This is a genomic window from Marinimicrobium hydrolyticum (genome assembly GCF_030848505.1).
Lineage (GTDB): Bacteria > Pseudomonadota > Gammaproteobacteria > Pseudomonadales > Cellvibrionaceae > JAVDDU01.
This window is the reverse complement of the sequence record NZ_JAVDDU010000004.1, coordinates 166,608-180,948: the sequence shown is the minus strand read 5'-3', so window position 1 is coordinate 180,948 and position 14,341 is coordinate 166,608. Positions and strand designations below refer to the sequence as shown.

Here is a 14,341-nt window from a genome sequence, read left to right as displayed (position 1 = left end):
GGCGCCAAGTTGATCTCGGTGTGGTGCCTTGGTGTTAGAGGCGAGATTGCCGTTAACGTTCGGAAGTTAAGGAGAGTTGAATGGCCGCTTTCCCCTGTAAACAATGCAAATTTTATTTTTTGAGCCCTATTTCATCGCTTGACGAATAAAATTCACCGTTGGCTTCATTTGGGTTTTTCTAAACAGCGGATCCTCATGACCGACATCGGGAAGGATGACCAGTGTCGAATCTGCACCTGCTTTTTTTAAGGCATGATGTAACCGCGTAGCCTGCTCTTCGGTGATAACTGTGTCATTGTTGCCATTGACTATATAGAAGGGCGGCAGGTTTTTCGCCTGTGATATCTGGTGCTCAAGGCTCAGATTTTTGCCTGGCATGCGATCTTCTGCGCCATACCAAACCACCACGGCTTGTACTGAACTGGAGGCCTCCAGGGGAAACAGCTCCGAGTCGTCAAAGTCTGTAGCACGGTCGCCGGTTGCTCCCGCCATGGCCGCAAGATACCCGCCCATTGAATTGCCCCAAATGGCAAATCGGTTAGGGTCGATATTGTATGTATTGGCATTCGCGCGTAGAAATCGGACCGCCGCCTTGGTATCCCTTATTGCCGATTTAGCCGCTGTCACTGGAGAAACGCCCAGCCTGTAGTTAATGCTTGCCACGGCGTAGCCATGGGCATGCAGTAAATAAACGTCCGGAACTTGCACCTGATAGGGGCCATAGGGTCCTGTGGGTGTGGGGGCGGGGCCGAAGTCGGTTTGAGGCATTGAGCTCTTATCGCCCATGATCAGGCCGCCGCCGTGAACCCAGATGACTAGCGGGAATGGACCATTGCCACTTTCAGGCAGATAAACGTCCAATTTCTGGAAGCGAGATTGTGCCGAGTAGGCGACGTCTCTGTAGGTGGGTTGAAGCGGTGCTTCGTTGGCTGTGTTAGGCCATTCGGCGGAATCATGCACTACCGGCAGCTGGTGGTAGGGCAAGTTGGACCACGAGTAGTATGCCCCCAAAGCCGACATTATGAGAATAAGGGCACTAAACCACTTTAATATTTTAACGGCCATATAGGGTCATTTAAAGGTTGGTGTTCTTACGACTCCAGAATAACGGAGGTCCTCTTGGCCTTGCCGGTGATTTTACTCGTTGGTCGAAAAATTACTACCGGACTGGCTGTACGCATTATGACGCTTTTAGCAGGGTTGGGACAGTAAGACTTGTCAGCAATGAATGCTGACAGTTGTCAATGGAAGACCCTCTGTAAACCCATTGCGGCTAATATTGGATTTTCTGGGACGGCCACTGCTTGCGACCAACGTCTTGACGGCTTCGGCCATCTTACACTGGCCAGCAGCACCATGGGAGGGCGTAAGCCGTTCCCTCGGCCGGTCCACGACCAGCTTCGATAAACAGCGAAGGCGTGAGTTAGAGCTTTAGTCTGCGCACGCTCAGTGACGTAGCCGGCTAACGGCAAAAGCTCTGTAGTACTGATGACCATCTTTACTTAGAAAATCGCCTCTAACCCCAGCATCATCTGATTGCTTTTGTAGCTAAAGCGCCCAAAATTTGAGTCGTTGTCGGTATAGCGGTACTCGGAGAACACGCTGAATGTCTTGTTGAAGGAATAGCGAAGCAGAGCGGAGAAGTCTACGCGGTCTTCATCGCGGGTCATTTGGGTCACCGCGTCAGTTTCCGGGTCGATTTCTATGTTGTCTTCGGGGTATAGGCTTTTGCGGTATTCGACGCGTGTGCGCAGGGTTATTTCATCTGAGAACTCGTTGAGCAATTGAGCGTAGACAGAGTGGCGCATGGGTGAATAGCTAAAAAATTGGCCTTGCTCGGTTTCCAGGTCTCCGCGGGCATTGTATTCATTGCGGTAGCCGAGGCGCCATTCGAGGGCGTCGTTTCGATGATACAGGTCTAGGGTCAGGCGATTTCGAATTCCGCTGATGAACTCATAGTCGGCTCCGCCGTTCAAAAGTCCCAAATCGTTTCTGATGTCCAAGTTTACCATTCTGTTCCGTTGTGTAGCCCGAAGCATGACGTTGGCGCCGGCGCTGTACTGATTGCCGTCGATCCAGAAGTTGTTGACCCTTGCTCCTCTCACAAACGACCAGTTTTTTGTTTGACTGTCTAAGTAAAGGCCGACATCGACGCCACTCACACTAAACTCGCTCATCTCGTTATATTGCCGACTGTACAGGCCGCCACTTAAGCGAACGCCATTTCCTGGAGTTCCGCTGAGGTATCCGCTGACGTTTCCAATAATTTCGGCGAAGGAATCAGCGCTGGAGTCATCCACGACTTGTGTGTCTTGCGTGAGTGCGGGATTGTCGTCGCTGCCGACAGCTCCGGAAAGATAGACCAGCCAGTTCCCGGATTCCTTAGTGGCTGCGGAGCCGGTAATCGCTTTGATACGGGCTTGTGCAAGATCTCTGACTCTGTCGGAATCGGCTTTGCGATAAGCCGCTTGGTAATGTTTGGTGGCCAATTTCAGATCTTCTTGGCGCTCAGCGATGAGGCCCAGGTTGTACTCTGCCAAAGCACTCCACTGGGAGTCGTCGCGAATTCTCTGAAAATACGTTGAGGACTCATCATACTGATTGAGTCGGTAGTGAGTAGAGCCAAGGTTGTAGAACAGCGCCACGGTACGCAAGCCTTTGGCTTCGGCTTGCTGGAAGTACTCCAATGCTTGGGAGAAATCGGAGTTTTGGAACGCTGCAATACCTTCCCGATAGGCAGTTCTGTCATTGGCTGAAACGGCCATGGAACACAAGAGCCCTAGGGCCAAGAGAACAACCGGTACAACTCGGATGGTGCGCATCATCTATACCTCTATTATTAGAATCTGGTGCGTTACCCTACACTTGAAAATCTGAATGTACTGCGTAAAACCGCTGAGCCAGAGACAAAAATGAGCGATCAGGTGATTAATCTGACCGCTCTGAGTTTACTTTTTAACGTAGCCCAACCAGTCTATTTTGCGAGCTTACGGCCGGCCTACACCGCCGCCTACGTTAGGACGACCGCCGCCATCTTGACCACCTTTGTTGTCACGGGCATCGCGACCCCGCTCCCTGGCATTTTGTCCGGCGTTGTCGCGCGCTTCTTTACCGCGCTCACGAGCATTCTCAGCTTGCGACGCGCCAAACTCACGTCCACCATCACGGGCCGCGTTTGCGGTATCCAGGCCGCGCGCTGCGTTTTCTGCCGCCTGAACCGCTGCTTCGGTGGGAAGCTCGATGACGTTGGTGACTTCTTCGACGGTGGTGTCATCGTCAATAACGATCATCGTATCTTCTTGAGCGTGCAGCGGTGCTGCCGCGAAGAGGGCGACAGAGGCAAGAAAGCCTAACGTGGTCATAGTAGTTTTGTTTTTCATGGTAATGCTCCCGGTGTTACTGTTGTGTTGGTAATCGTTTTTATCCTAAGAGATCAATGCTTACTCGATCACTTTGGGTGTTTCCCGCATCCGACCGGCCCGTGCCTTGCCGTTCGCGACTCACCTGAACTTTTACTTCGTGGCTTTTGCCCCCGAAGTGTGAAATCACGCGTACTTCGCCGCCGTTATCGCGCACGAGTACGGGTACATTTAAAACATTGGCGCCCTTGTTTAACGGCGCGCTCCAAGCCAACTGTTGCCTGCCGGTGTAGCCTTCAAGCTCCAGGTTTTCCGCCAATTCGATCGAGAGCTCGGCGTTCTCATGGGCTTCGTTACTGTAGATAACGATCCGGACCTGTTCTCGATGGTATTCGGGCTGCGCTGCCGCTGTTTCTACGGTGGGATTTTCCTGATGCAGCGGAGCCGGCTCCCAGAAGCTGATGAACCCAACGGCTGCGACCAAAACTGAGGCTGCCATTGCTGATGGCCAGCGCCACCGGTGTTCGGAGGGCGCCGTCTCTACCGCAGGGGCCTTCGCGGCGAGCTTGATGGCCCGGTCCAGGAACTCATCTGATGGCTGCGGCACTTCCAAGCTGCTCAGCTCCTGCTCTAGCAGGCGATCCGTGTAGTAGTGTTGGCACAGGTCGCAGGCGTCCAAGTGCTCGGCCAAGCTGCCGCGCGGGGCGCTGCCCATGGGCAGTTGGTCGATGGCTTGTCTGGATTCTGTGCAGTTCATAGTGATTTCCTGTGGTCTCTATTACTGGTAAACGTCACTTTTTCGAAAAAGGTTGCAACTTTAGTAATTTTTTTAGCTGGGCCTTAGTGCGATGCAGGCGGGACTTGAGGGTCCCGACGGGCGTTTCCAGAATGGTGGCGGCCTCATCGAGGGTGTAGCCCTCCAGCAAATGCAGGGTCACTAGTGCCCGCTGATCAGCATCGAGCTGGCCTAGGGCGGCGAGGATGCGGCTCTGTTGCTGGCTGTTCTCCGCAGCGTCTTCCGGGGATGAGCTGCCACTGACCAGCTGATCCAGAGCCCCATCGTCAGTCTCGCGGCTTTGTTCATTGATACCGTGAGTTTTGGCCTTTTTCCGATAGAGATCCACGTGTACGTTGTACAGGACTCGCATTATCCAGCCGGTGGCATCCTCCATGTCCGACCATTGATCAAACCGCTGGTAAAGCTTAATGAACAGCTCCTGCACCACGTCTTCAGTGTCTACGCGTGACCCGGTCAGGCGGTAGGCGGTCTGATAGCACCGTTTGGCGTACGGGCGGAGCCGTTTCTCAAAATCGTTTTGATCTACTTGCGTTGGCATCGATGTACTCTGGTTATAACAAGCTTATTTTTTAGCAACTTGAAGTTTAGTTTGGTTTTTCCAAAGTAGGAGGTCCCAGTGTTATAGCTATTGGTGCTAGTCTTGGGCAGAACTAGACGATTCGAGTATCTATAGCGTTGAAAAGAAAGCGTGAAAATGACGGGTGCGCAGGTGAGCTGGTCCACATACAAAAATGAGCGATCAGGTAGCTAAACCCGATCGCTCTTGAGCTTATCCGTGAGTAAGCCCAACTGTTTTACTTTGCGAGCTTACGGCCGGCCTACACTGCCGCCCACGTCAGGGCGACCGCCGCCGTCTTGACCGCCTCTGGTGTCACGGGCGTCTTGGGCCCGCTCCCGTGCGCTTTGTCCAGCGTTGTCTCGCGCTTCGTTGCCCCGCTCTCTGGCATCCTCAGCTTGCTTGGCGCCGAACTCACGTCCACCCTCACGGGCAGCGTTAGCGGTATCAAGGCCGCGAGCAGCGTTTTCTGTCGCTTCCGCCGCTGCTTCAACGGGAAGCTCGAGCACTTTGGTGACTTCTTCAACGGTCGTTTCATCGTCAATGACGATCAGAGTATCTTCCTGTGCGTGTAGCGGTGCCGCAGTGAAGAGGGCTACAGAGGCAAGAAAGCCTAAAGCGGTCATGGTCGTTTTGTTTTTCATGTTAATGCTCCCGGTATTGCTATAGTAGTAGTGGTCTTTCCTATCCCAGGGATCTGCTTGCTACGACGTTTCCTGTGTCTCTATCACTGGTAAACGCCACTTTTTCGAAAAAGGTTGCAACTCTTTTAGTATTTTTCCTGGGACTTGAGGGTAGGACCTGCCAATCCGGGTTCCTAGTAGGCTGCAGAAAGGCGTGAGCGAAAGTTGTTAGTGATCCAAAGCGCTTATCACCGCGTATAACATGAAAGGTACATTCAACGCGGCATCCTTACTGGGCTCCGCCTCTCTTTTTCTATTGGTGTAAACATACTCAAATTAGGAGCTGTAATGGATTTCGTAAAATTTGGTGAAGACAATATTGAAAACGCACTGTCCAAAATGTCCGATTCTCAATTGGATAAAGTTGCCTTTGGGGCGATCGAGCTAGATAGCAAAGGAACCGTGCTCAAATACAACGCCGCTGAGGGCGATATCACTGGCCGCAAGCCTGAAGAGGTGACGGGCAAAAACTTTTTCACCCAAGTAGCCCCTTGTACCGACAAGGTGGAGTTTAAGGGCCGTTTTGATATGGGGGTAAAAAACGGCGATTTAAACACCATGTTTGAATACGTCTTTGACTATAAGATGCAGCCCACTAAAGTGAAAGTGCATATGAAGAAAGCGCTTACCGGCGATACTTATTGGGTGTTTGTTAAGCGGTTGTAAATCCGGTTCTAATGGCCAAGGGGCTACTCGCCCGTTCGTGGTGAAATAAAACTATGCCCCAATTTTCTGAAGCCAACTTACTGCGACTCGTTTCCGAACTGTTGCACGAGGAGTTTAAAAACAGCCCTGACGCTCGCGCCAGGTATTTACCTCCGCCTGAAAGTTGGTCCTCTGATACTTTCATTACCATGACTGACACTTCCAGCGGCTCATTGTCGTTGGAAGCGGACTCTTTCGAATTCGTCACCCTGGCATTCGCCGTGACCCGTTTCTTTCAACTCCAGGACAGTGGGCTTGAGGACTACCTGTTGCGTTATCGCCGCTTAGGTGAGTGGTGCCAAGTGATTGCCGAAGCGCGCACGCAGGGCGCCGAAAATATTGGCTTCTCAAGCTCAGGCACCACGGGGCCATCCAAGACCTGCGTGCATTCCTGGTCGACTTTGATGGGGGAGGTGGAATTTTTCGCGCAATTATTTAGCACCCTGCCCGGCTTCGATATCAAGCGCGTCATTACCCTGGTGCCTGGCCACCACCTGTACGGTTTCTTATTCGGCTTGTTACTGCCCGAGTATCGAAAGCTTCCGGTAATTTCCGGGCTCAAGGCTATTGGTATGGCCCAGGCGCGTCGTTTGGACGCGGGCGATTTAATCGTGGGCTTTCCGTTTATGTGGCGGGAGCTGAGCCGCCAGGGAGCGTCCTTTCCCCCAGGCGTGGTCGGCTTGACCTCTACGGCCCCATGCGACCCGACGATTATCGCCAATCTAAAAGGCCAGGGGCTTGAACAAATGATGGAAATTTATGGTTCTAGCGAGACGGGAGGTATAGGTTACCGCCTCGCGCCTGATCAGCCCTTTGAACTGCTCACTTTGTGGGATAGAGGCTCCGATGGGCAAAGCCTTACACACACGTCCACTGGCCGTGAGCTGGCGCTGGAAGACCGAGTACGCTGGCACAGTGAGCGACAGCTAACCCTAATAGGGCGCGTAGACAAAGCGCTGCAAGTCGGCGGCATCAACGTTTACCCATACGCCATTGCAGAGCGGCTGCAGAGTTTACACTCAGTAGCCCAGGCAAGTGTGCGCCCCACTGGCGCTGAGGGTAGCGAGCGGCTGAAAGCGTTCATAGTGCCGGCCAGTCCGGACCTAACGAAAGCTGAACTGGAGGCAGAGCTGCGGCGCTGGTGCAACGCCAATCTAAGTACCTCTGAAACTCCCATCAGTTTTACCTTTGGTACACAATTGCCCAAAGGCAACTTGGGCAAAGCAGCTGACTGGACCGCTAAATGAGATAGAGCTAGATTGCTCTAACCCCTTCACATACACAGGTCGAACTTTGCTGAGCGGTTTCTGCCTTACTCCCTACTAGAACAAACGCATCGCCCAATTGGAAAAGGAGATTTTATGCGCAGCGGACTCAGTGTCGGCCGTATTGCCGGAATCCAAATTCAGCTCGACTGGAGTTTGTTGCTGATCTTTGGGCTGATTACCGTCGTTCTTGGCACGGGTGTATTTCCCACCTGGCACCCTGATTGGTCCACGGTGTTGGTGTGGACGACGGCCTTCTCCGCCTCCTTTCTGTTTTTTGTGTCCGTGCTGCTGCACGAGTTATCTCACGCCTTGGTAGGCCGAAGGTTCGGTGCGAAAGTGCCGCGTATTACGCTGTTTCTCTTCGGCGGTATGGCTCACCTGGAGCGCGAACCCAAGACCTGGAAAGCAGAGTTTTGGATGGCCATCGTCGGGCCCATTGCCAGCTTTGCAATCGGGTTCCTGTGCCTGTTTCTGAGCGGAGTGGTGGCGGGTGTCGATGGGGAGGACTTCGACAGCCCCCAGCAATTTTTGGGCGCGCTGGGTCCTGTGCCCACGATGTTACTCTGGCTCGGATCCATCAATATTATTCTGGCGCTTTTTAATATGGTGCCGGGGTTTCCTTTGGACGGTGGTCGCGTGTTGCGGGCCATTATTTGGGGTGCAACGGGCAACCAACACAAAGCGACGCGTTGGGCGGCCAGTGCTGGCCAGGCGTTTGCGTGGATACTGATTGCCAGTGGCATCGCCATGATCTTCGGCGCAACTGTGCCGGTCTTTGGGACCGGTACTGTCAATGGTCTCTGGATTGCGTTCATCGGGTGGTTTCTCAACAATGCCGCGATGATGAGCTACCAGCAAATGACCATGCAAGAGTCACTGGACCGGGTACCTGTGTCGCAAATAATGCAGCATGACATCGTCACTCTGGCCCCCGACACGCACTTGCAAATTCTGGCGGACGATTATGTCTTGCGCAGCAGTCAGCGTTGTTTTCCTGTCGAGAGTGATAAGATTCTGAAAGGCTTGGTGTGCTTGGAAGATTTGCGCCGAACATTAGCCAGCGAGCGGAGCCAAAAGTCCGTCGCCGATATTATGACGCCGACGGAACAACTCAAAACAGTACAGCCTGATGATGACGCCGCAGAAGCGTTTCAGTTGTTAGGAAGCTCTGACATCAATCAGCTGCCCGTGCTTAAGCAGGGCCGGCTCGTGGGCCTGTTGACCCGAGAAAATCTGATGCGTTGGCTTGCGCTCAACCAGAAACATCAGTGATGGTTTAGCGGCCAACGCTGTTTAAAGAAGGGCCACAGTTCGCGCGCCGTTTGCGCCATAAAAGCCGGATTTTCGGCCCGAAGCTCGTCAGGTTTTGCCAATACATCCCACAGCGCGGCCACTGGGATGCTACCCGCGGCGTGGGCGGCTTGCAGGTCGTAGATGGCATCGCCCACATAAAGCGTATGCTCAGGTTCAAGCCCCATTCGCTCGGCGGCCATTAGCACGCCATCCGGTGCGGGTTTGGATTGCGGAGCATGGTTGTCCGCAATCAAGGTTACGAAGTATTCGGACAATTGGTGGGGTTCCAGCAAAATTTGCAGATCTCGCTCGTGCCGGCCTGTCACCACCGCCATGGGCACGCCCTGTTCGGCCAGGGTATCCAGCAATTCGCGCACACCTTTATGCAGTCGCGTCGCACCGGCCAGGTTGGATTGGTGCTCCACGTAGTGCTGAAAGGCCTCCATGCCTTTCGCTTCGTCGCCGATGATGCGCATCAGAATACGATCCGCACCGGCGCCGAAATAAGCCTTAATCTGCTCGGGCGACCGTGGTTGTTCACCCACTGCCGCAAGCGCATGGTTGAAGGATTCGAGTGCTTGGCTAAGCGAATCCACCAACGTGCCATCACAGTCAAAGATAATGCCGTGTTTCACTCGCGCTACCCTCCAATGTATAAAACTGCACTATACCTCAGGCATGGTGGCGGAAGCAGGTTACGGGATGAAATTACGCTAGCTGGGCGTCGCCGATGTTGACGCCAGTGCCTTGGGCCATCAGTTCAAAGTGGTGCATGGTCATACCCTCTTCCATACATTCCATCATACGAGGCCCGCTGGGAAATTCGGCGAATTGAGCACTGGCTTTTTCAAAATCGGCCATCGATTCCCAAACGATGTGGTGGCACAACAGCGCGGCATCTGTAACGGAGCGGTAGGTGCGGTGCTCTAGAATACGGCCGTAGCGTGCGGCTTCTTGCGGAATCTTCTTGGCGAGTTCAAGTCCCTCTTCAACGCAGTCGGGCTTGATGCGGAAAATAACAACTTCGATAACGTTCATACGTAGAACCTCAATGAATGGGTGAAGCTCTACTATGGTCCATGCCACTGACAGCAGTCTGTCAGTGGGTGTGTTTAAGGTTCTATCAAAGCGTCTTCTTTCTTGGTGACCGCACGCACGTAGGCGGCGAGGGAAACGTGCGCTGGCAAGGGCGGTGGTGCTTGGTGCACAGTGAGATGCGCAATTCGGTCCAAGCGGAAATCCCGGTAGTCCTGGCGCAGGTGACACCAGCTGCCGACCGTCCATTTGTTGCCCCAGAAGGATAGGTTAAGGGGGAATATGTCCCGCTCACTACGGCGCTGGTTATTGTCTGCATAGCTCAAGGTCAAGGTTTTCTGAAGCCGTATCGCGTCTCTGATCGTATCCCAGTAGCTCGCTTCAGCCTGGCGTTCGGCCAGCACGGGCGAAGCCACATTGTCGAACAGCAGGTCCAGCTTTCGATCTTTAGCGGCCGCCTGCATCTTGTGAAGCAAGCTGGCCGCCGCGTCTGACAACCTGGCACCGGTCCAGGACTGCACCAGCTTTACCCCAGTCACCAGCGCATCGAACTCGTCTTGGGTTACCGCCAGCGGCGGTAGCTCATAGCCTTCGACCAGGCGATACCCAAGCCCCTCATCGAAATACACAGGCACGCCCGCCACCGATAAGTCGTCGATGTAGCGATAGATGGTCCGCACTGACACGCCCAGTTCTTCCGCTAATGTTCTTGCGAACAGGGGCTGACGGCTGCGAATCAAATTGGTTAATTGAAATAACCGGTCGGACTTTCTCATGCCTGATATCCAGCAATTTCCAAGGCGGGCATTCTAACGCGCCTGGAGCCAGCCGTCCTTAGCGGCTACCATGGCCCGAGTATTATTGTTTCCCGAGGAGTTTGCAGTCCCTATGCCTACCCTATTCGACCCCATCACCATTGGTGATTTGGAGCTTCCTAACCGCATCATCATGGCCCCACTGACCCGTTGCAGAGCTGAACCGGGTCGGGTGCCGGGCGAGCTGATGCGCGAGTACTATCGCCAGCGCGCGGGGGCGGGCATGATCCTGAGTGAGGCCACAAGTGTGTCACCCATGGGCGTGGGGTACCCGAACACGCCGGGTATCTGGTCCGATGAGCAAGTGGAAGGCTGGAGAAAGATCACCGAAACCGTGCATGCTGAAGGCGGCCGCATTTTACTGCAGCTGTGGCATGTGGGCCGTATCTCGGATCCGGTCTACCTGGACGGCGAATTGCCGGTAGCGCCCAGCGCGTTAACACCGGACGGCACGGTCAGCCTGGTGCGGCCCAAAAGAGAATACGTTACGCCCCGAGCCCTAAAAACGTCAGAGATTCCGGAGCTCGTTGAAGCCTATCGCGTAGGTGCTGAGAACGCCCGCAAGGCCGGGTTCGACGGAGTGGAAATCCACAGTGCCAACGGCTACCTGCTCGACCAATTCCTGCAAAGCCACACCAACCGCCGCACGGACCAGTATGGTGGGCCGATTGAGAATCGCGCGCGGCTTTTGCTGGAGGTCACCGATGCTGTACTGAGCGTATGGGCACCAGGCCGGGTCGGCGTGCATTTGGCACCGAGGGGCGATGCCCATGATATGGGCGATGACAATCCCCGCGAGACCTTTGGCTACGTTGCTCGTGAGCTTGGCAAGCGAAACATCGCCTTCATCTGCACCCGTGAGCACGCCGGTGAAGACAGTTTGGGGCCAGAGCTAAAAGAACTCTTCGGTGGGATTTATATTGCCAATGAGAACTTTGACCAATCTCTCGCCGAGCAATGGTTAAAGGAAGGCAAAGCGGACGCCGTGGCGTTTGGAAAACTCTATATTGCGAACCCCGACTTGCCGAAACGGTTTGCGCTGGACGCTCCTTTCAATAACCCCCGCCCCGAGCTGTTCTACGCCTCTGGGGCCGAGGGCTACACAGACTATCCACAGATGGAGTAACCTCGTATTCGACTCGTCCCGCGAGGCATGAGTCAGGGTGCGCGAACGCTCTTTCGAGCTCCTTTGCTATACTCAACACAAGGAGTCAAACTAGGTACGGAGAAACTACTCCTAATTCGGCAGGTTGCCTACAATGAAAAAAATAAGTACTTGTGTTCTGCTCCTTCTCTCACTGGGATTTGTTTTGCCCTTGAGCGCTCAAGATCAGGAATCGACTAAGATTCGTTTTAACGCCCCTCAAAATCCCAACGGTTTTTACACCCTGGCTATGCTCGAACTGGCCATAAGTCGCCTCGATAAGGACTATGAAATCGAGCTGGTAGAGGGCGGCATGACCCAGGCACGCACCATCGACAATGTCACGCGGGGCGTGTTGGACATAATGTCCGCAGCCACCAATGAAGAAATGGAAGAGCTGCTGCAGCCAATAAGAATACCCCTATTCAAAGGTTTGTTGGGACACCGAATTTTTATTATTCATCGAGACAATCAAGCACTGTTTGACCGCGTAGAAACCTTTGAAGATTTAAAGCATGTGACCTTCGGACAGGGCGCCCGCTGGGCAGATACCCAGATTTTGGAGCACAACGGCCTGACCGTGGTGAAAGTGAATAAGTTTCCGAGCCTTTTTTATATGGTCGACGGTGAGCGCTTTGACGCTTTCCCGCGCGGGGTCAATGAGCCATTTGGCGAAGTAGTGTCCTGGAATACTGAATCGGACCTGGAATTGGCGGTGGAAAAGCGTTTAATGCTGGTTTATCGCATGCCGTTTTATATGTACACCAGCAAAAACCGGCCGCAACTGGCAGCCGATCTTGAGAGGGGTTTGAATCTTGCCATTGCTGATGGTGGATTCGACGAGTTGTTTTTCAGCAACGAAACCGTTCAAGATGTATTGCAGAAAGCCAATCTTTCCGAGCGGTTAGTCTTTCCCTTGGACAACCCCACGTTGCCGACTGCCACGCCCGTAGAGCGGTCTGAGCTGTGGTTGGATGTTTCCGCGCTCTGACCAATCAGGGGTATCGCTGAGAGGTCAGAGCGCGGGGTCATGACTAGGCCGTTCGGCTACGCCCGGAATTGCTCCACCCGTTGCCGTACCAGAGCGGCGATCCTGGCGACTTCCTGACTTGAGGATGCGGTTTGTGTTGCTCCGGCGGCATTCTCAGTGGCGATGGTGCTGATGGTGGTGATGTTCCGATTGATCTCCTCGGCCACAACGCCCTGCTGTTCGGCGGCGCTCGCAATCTGGGTGGTGAGGCTGTGTATGGCGCTGATCGCCCCGGTTATGGTTTCCAGCGCTCCAGCCGCGCGCCGGGCTTCTTCGGCATTTTGATCCGCCAGTTGCTGGCCACGTTGCATGGCTACCACTGCGCCCTTAGTTCCGGATTGCAATCGCTCAATCTTGATCTGAATGTCATCGGTAGATTCCTGAGTGCGCCCGGCCAAGGTACGGACTTCGTCAGCTACCACAGCAAAGCCCCGGCCCTGCTCGCCAGCGCGAGCAGCTTCAATGGCCGCGTTCAACGCGAGTAAATTGGTTTGCTCGGACACACCACGGATGACGTCAAGAATGCCTCCGATCTCGCGGCTTTGCTCTTCCAGTCGATGGATAATCTCGGCGCTTTGGCCGACCTCAGTAGCTAGCTGGCCAATGGACTCAATGACGCCGGTAATGATGCTACCGCCCTCGGCGGCTTCGGTGTCGGCTCGGCCACCTGCGCTTGCGGCTTCGCTGGCGTTGCGCGCTACTTCCTGAATCGTTTGAGCCATTTCGTTCATGGCCGTAGCGACCTGCTCCGTTTCGCGTTGCTGCAGCGTGATGTTCTGGTCGGTTTGCGTGCTAACGGCGGACAACTCCTCGGCAGCCGACGCCAGTTGAAGCGTCTGCTCTTCAATATCGGCCACGACCTTCCGAATCACGTCAAAAGTCTGATTCAGCGATGTAGCCGTGGCCCCCAGCTCGTCCTGGTTGGTGACCTCCAGGCGCAAGGTAAGATCGCGGGTGGCACCGATTTGCTCGATGGTTTCGCGCATGCGCTGCAAGGGCGGTGCTACGGCGCGGTAGGTCAAGGTGCCAGCGGCGGCTACGAGAAGAATCACTAACAGGCTTCCACCCAAAAAGAGTGTCACCGATCGCTGATAGAGGGAGACCGTTTCCCCATGCAACAACGCCGCTTCGTCGAGCTGTAGGTCCACAAGTTCCGTTATCTTGCCGCTAATGGGGTCAATGCTGGCGTACAGCGGGCCGTTGAAGTCCCCTAGTTCGCCGCCCACGTTGCCAGACAATTGGGTCAAGCGCGTCTCAAGGCGGTCCAGGGCTCGATTGGCTTGATCAAAAAGACCTCCGGCTTGCCGCGCCAGTGTACTCTCCTGCGGAGTTAGCTGGGTCGCCATGTAGTCTTTCCAGTACCCATCAATACTGACGCGTGCTAGGCGCACGTCTTCAAGCGCTCTTTCGGCCGTAATCAGGCCAGCATCGGCTTTATTTACGGCATCCACAACCCGTACCGCATACTCATCAGCGATGGTTTTCAGCTGGCGCAGGGGCACTACCCGATCGTCGTACAGCGACTCCATACGCTGCTCAATGTTACTGATGATCCAAACAGAACTGCCTGCTAGCAGTACCAGGGCAATCAAGGGTAAGGCAATAGTGAGCAAAAGCTTGGTTTTTACGGTGGTTGCGAGCATGGGGTACTTCC

Annotated in this window: 15 protein-coding genes; 5 read left to right on the top strand and 10 right to left on the bottom strand. The window is 54.4% G+C overall.

The annotated features are described in order from the left end of the window. Positions 1-126: 126 nt before the first annotated feature. The 6 genes from RBH33_RS09380 to RBH33_RS09355 all read right to left on the bottom strand — a co-directional run bounded on the left by RBH33_RS09380 (position 127) and on the right by RBH33_RS09355 (position 5,358). On the bottom strand, positions 127-1,065 hold the full coding sequence (locus RBH33_RS09380; RefSeq protein WP_306731916.1) for an alpha/beta hydrolase: 939 nt from the start codon (positions 1,063-1,065) through the stop codon (positions 127-129). Positions 1,066-1,502: 437 nt separating this feature from the next. After that, entirely contained in the window at positions 1,503-2,825 is a 1,323-nt protein-coding gene (locus RBH33_RS09375) for a tetratricopeptide repeat protein (RefSeq protein ID WP_306731915.1), read from the bottom strand. Positions 2,826-2,987: 162 nt separating this feature from the next. Beyond that, complete coding sequence (locus tag RBH33_RS09370; protein ID WP_306731914.1) at positions 2,988-3,380, bottom strand: hypothetical protein; 393 nt, start codon at positions 3,378-3,380, stop codon at positions 2,988-2,990. 40 nt (positions 3,381-3,420) lie between these two features. Beyond that, entirely contained in the window at positions 3,421-4,116 is a 696-nt protein-coding gene (locus RBH33_RS09365; RefSeq protein WP_306731913.1) for a hypothetical protein, read from the bottom strand. Positions 4,117-4,150: 34 nt separating this feature from the next. Beyond that, entirely contained in the window at positions 4,151-4,696 is a 546-nt protein-coding gene (locus tag RBH33_RS09360) for an RNA polymerase sigma factor (protein ID WP_306731912.1), read from the bottom strand. Between the two features lie 269 nt (positions 4,697-4,965). Beyond that, positions 4,966-5,358 (bottom strand): hypothetical protein, encoded by a 393-nt coding sequence (locus RBH33_RS09355; RefSeq protein ID WP_306731911.1) that lies wholly within the window; start codon positions 5,356-5,358, stop codon positions 4,966-4,968. 327 nt (positions 5,359-5,685) lie between these two features. Between RBH33_RS09355 and pyp the strand changes: the two genes are divergently transcribed. From pyp to RBH33_RS09340, 3 genes are all read left to right on the top strand, one after another. Beyond that, positions 5,686-6,063 carry a photoactive yellow protein gene (pyp, locus tag RBH33_RS09350; RefSeq protein WP_306731910.1) on the top strand — a complete coding sequence of 126 codons (378 nt, stop codon included), beginning with the start codon at positions 5,686-5,688 and terminating at the stop codon, positions 6,061-6,063. Positions 6,064-6,116: 53 nt separating this feature from the next. After that, positions 6,117-7,349 (top strand): hypothetical protein, encoded by a 1,233-nt coding sequence (locus RBH33_RS09345; RefSeq protein ID WP_306731909.1) that lies wholly within the window; start codon positions 6,117-6,119, stop codon positions 7,347-7,349. 114 nt (positions 7,350-7,463) lie between these two features. Next, positions 7,464-8,642 (top strand): site-2 protease family protein, encoded by a 1,179-nt coding sequence (locus RBH33_RS09340; RefSeq protein WP_306731908.1) that lies wholly within the window; start codon positions 7,464-7,466, stop codon positions 8,640-8,642. Here the strand turns inward: RBH33_RS09340 and RBH33_RS09335 are convergent. From RBH33_RS09335 to RBH33_RS09325, 3 genes are all read right to left on the bottom strand, one after another. Next, positions 8,636-9,298 (bottom strand): HAD family hydrolase, encoded by a 663-nt coding sequence (locus tag RBH33_RS09335; RefSeq protein ID WP_306731907.1) that lies wholly within the window; start codon positions 9,296-9,298, stop codon positions 8,636-8,638. The two genes, RBH33_RS09340 and RBH33_RS09335, sit on opposite strands and share 7 nt — an antisense overlap. Positions 9,299-9,371: 73 nt before the next feature. Then, complete coding sequence (locus RBH33_RS09330) at positions 9,372-9,701, bottom strand: putative quinol monooxygenase (RefSeq protein ID WP_306731906.1); 330 nt, start codon at positions 9,699-9,701, stop codon at positions 9,372-9,374. 74 nt (positions 9,702-9,775) lie between these two features. Next, the gene (locus RBH33_RS09325; protein ID WP_306731905.1) at positions 9,776-10,474 is read right to left on the bottom strand and encodes a helix-turn-helix transcriptional regulator; all 699 of its coding nucleotides are present in this window, start codon (positions 10,472-10,474) and stop codon (positions 9,776-9,778) included. Positions 10,475-10,586: 112 nt separating this feature from the next. Here RBH33_RS09325 and RBH33_RS09320 point away from each other — a divergent pair, with 112 nt between their 5' ends. Together RBH33_RS09320 and RBH33_RS09315 are read left to right on the top strand one after the other, a co-directional pair. Beyond that, positions 10,587-11,639, top strand: coding sequence for an alkene reductase (locus RBH33_RS09320; RefSeq protein WP_306731904.1), 1,053 nt, complete (start codon positions 10,587-10,589; stop codon positions 11,637-11,639). A gap of 133 nt (positions 11,640-11,772) precedes the next feature. Next, the gene (locus tag RBH33_RS09315; protein ID WP_306731903.1) at positions 11,773-12,648 is read left to right on the top strand and encodes a diguanylate cyclase; all 876 of its coding nucleotides are present in this window, start codon (positions 11,773-11,775) and stop codon (positions 12,646-12,648) included. Positions 12,649-12,704: 56 nt separating this feature from the next. Here the strand turns inward: RBH33_RS09315 and RBH33_RS09310 are convergent, their stop codons facing one another. Continuing rightward, positions 12,705-14,330, bottom strand: coding sequence for a methyl-accepting chemotaxis protein (locus RBH33_RS09310; RefSeq protein ID WP_306731902.1), 1,626 nt, complete (start codon positions 14,328-14,330; stop codon positions 12,705-12,707). Positions 14,331-14,341: the final 11 nt, after the last annotated feature.

Excerpts from the sequence above, each read along its gene's own strand:
- RBH33_RS09355 (WP_306731911.1), bottom strand. The coding sequence starts at position 5,358 with ATGAAAAACAAAACGACCATGACCGCTTTAGGCTTTCTTGCCTCTGTA.
- RBH33_RS09370 (WP_306731914.1), bottom strand. The coding sequence starts at position 3,380 with ATGAAAAACAAAACTACTATGACCACGTTAGGCTTTCTTGCCTCTGTC.
- RBH33_RS09365 (WP_306731913.1), bottom strand. The coding sequence starts at position 4,116 with ATGAACTGCACAGAATCCAGACAAGCCATCGACCAACTGCCCATGGGC.
- RBH33_RS09325 (WP_306731905.1), bottom strand. The coding sequence starts at position 10,474 with ATGAGAAAGTCCGACCGGTTATTTCAATTAACCAATTTGATTCGCAGC.
- RBH33_RS09310 (WP_306731902.1), bottom strand. The coding sequence starts at position 14,330 with ATGCTCGCAACCACCGTAAAAACCAAGCTTTTGCTCACTATTGCCTTA.
- RBH33_RS09320 (WP_306731904.1), top strand. The coding sequence starts at position 10,587 with ATGCCTACCCTATTCGACCCCATCACCATTGGTGATTTGGAGCTTCCT.
- RBH33_RS09380 (WP_306731916.1), bottom strand. The coding sequence starts at position 1,065 with ATGGCCGTTAAAATATTAAAGTGGTTTAGTGCCCTTATTCTCATAATG.
- RBH33_RS09360 (WP_306731912.1), bottom strand. The coding sequence starts at position 4,696 with ATGCCAACGCAAGTAGATCAAAACGATTTTGAGAAACGGCTCCGCCCG.
- RBH33_RS09330 (WP_306731906.1), bottom strand. The coding sequence starts at position 9,701 with ATGAACGTTATCGAAGTTGTTATTTTCCGCATCAAGCCCGACTGCGTT.
- RBH33_RS09315 (WP_306731903.1), top strand. The coding sequence starts at position 11,773 with ATGAAAAAAATAAGTACTTGTGTTCTGCTCCTTCTCTCACTGGGATTT.
- RBH33_RS09345 (WP_306731909.1), top strand. The coding sequence starts at position 6,117 with ATGCCCCAATTTTCTGAAGCCAACTTACTGCGACTCGTTTCCGAACTG.
- pyp (WP_306731910.1), top strand. The coding sequence starts at position 5,686 with ATGGATTTCGTAAAATTTGGTGAAGACAATATTGAAAACGCACTGTCC.
- RBH33_RS09375 (WP_306731915.1), bottom strand. The coding sequence starts at position 2,825 with ATGATGCGCACCATCCGAGTTGTACCGGTTGTTCTCTTGGCCCTAGGG.
- RBH33_RS09340 (WP_306731908.1), top strand. The coding sequence starts at position 7,464 with ATGCGCAGCGGACTCAGTGTCGGCCGTATTGCCGGAATCCAAATTCAG.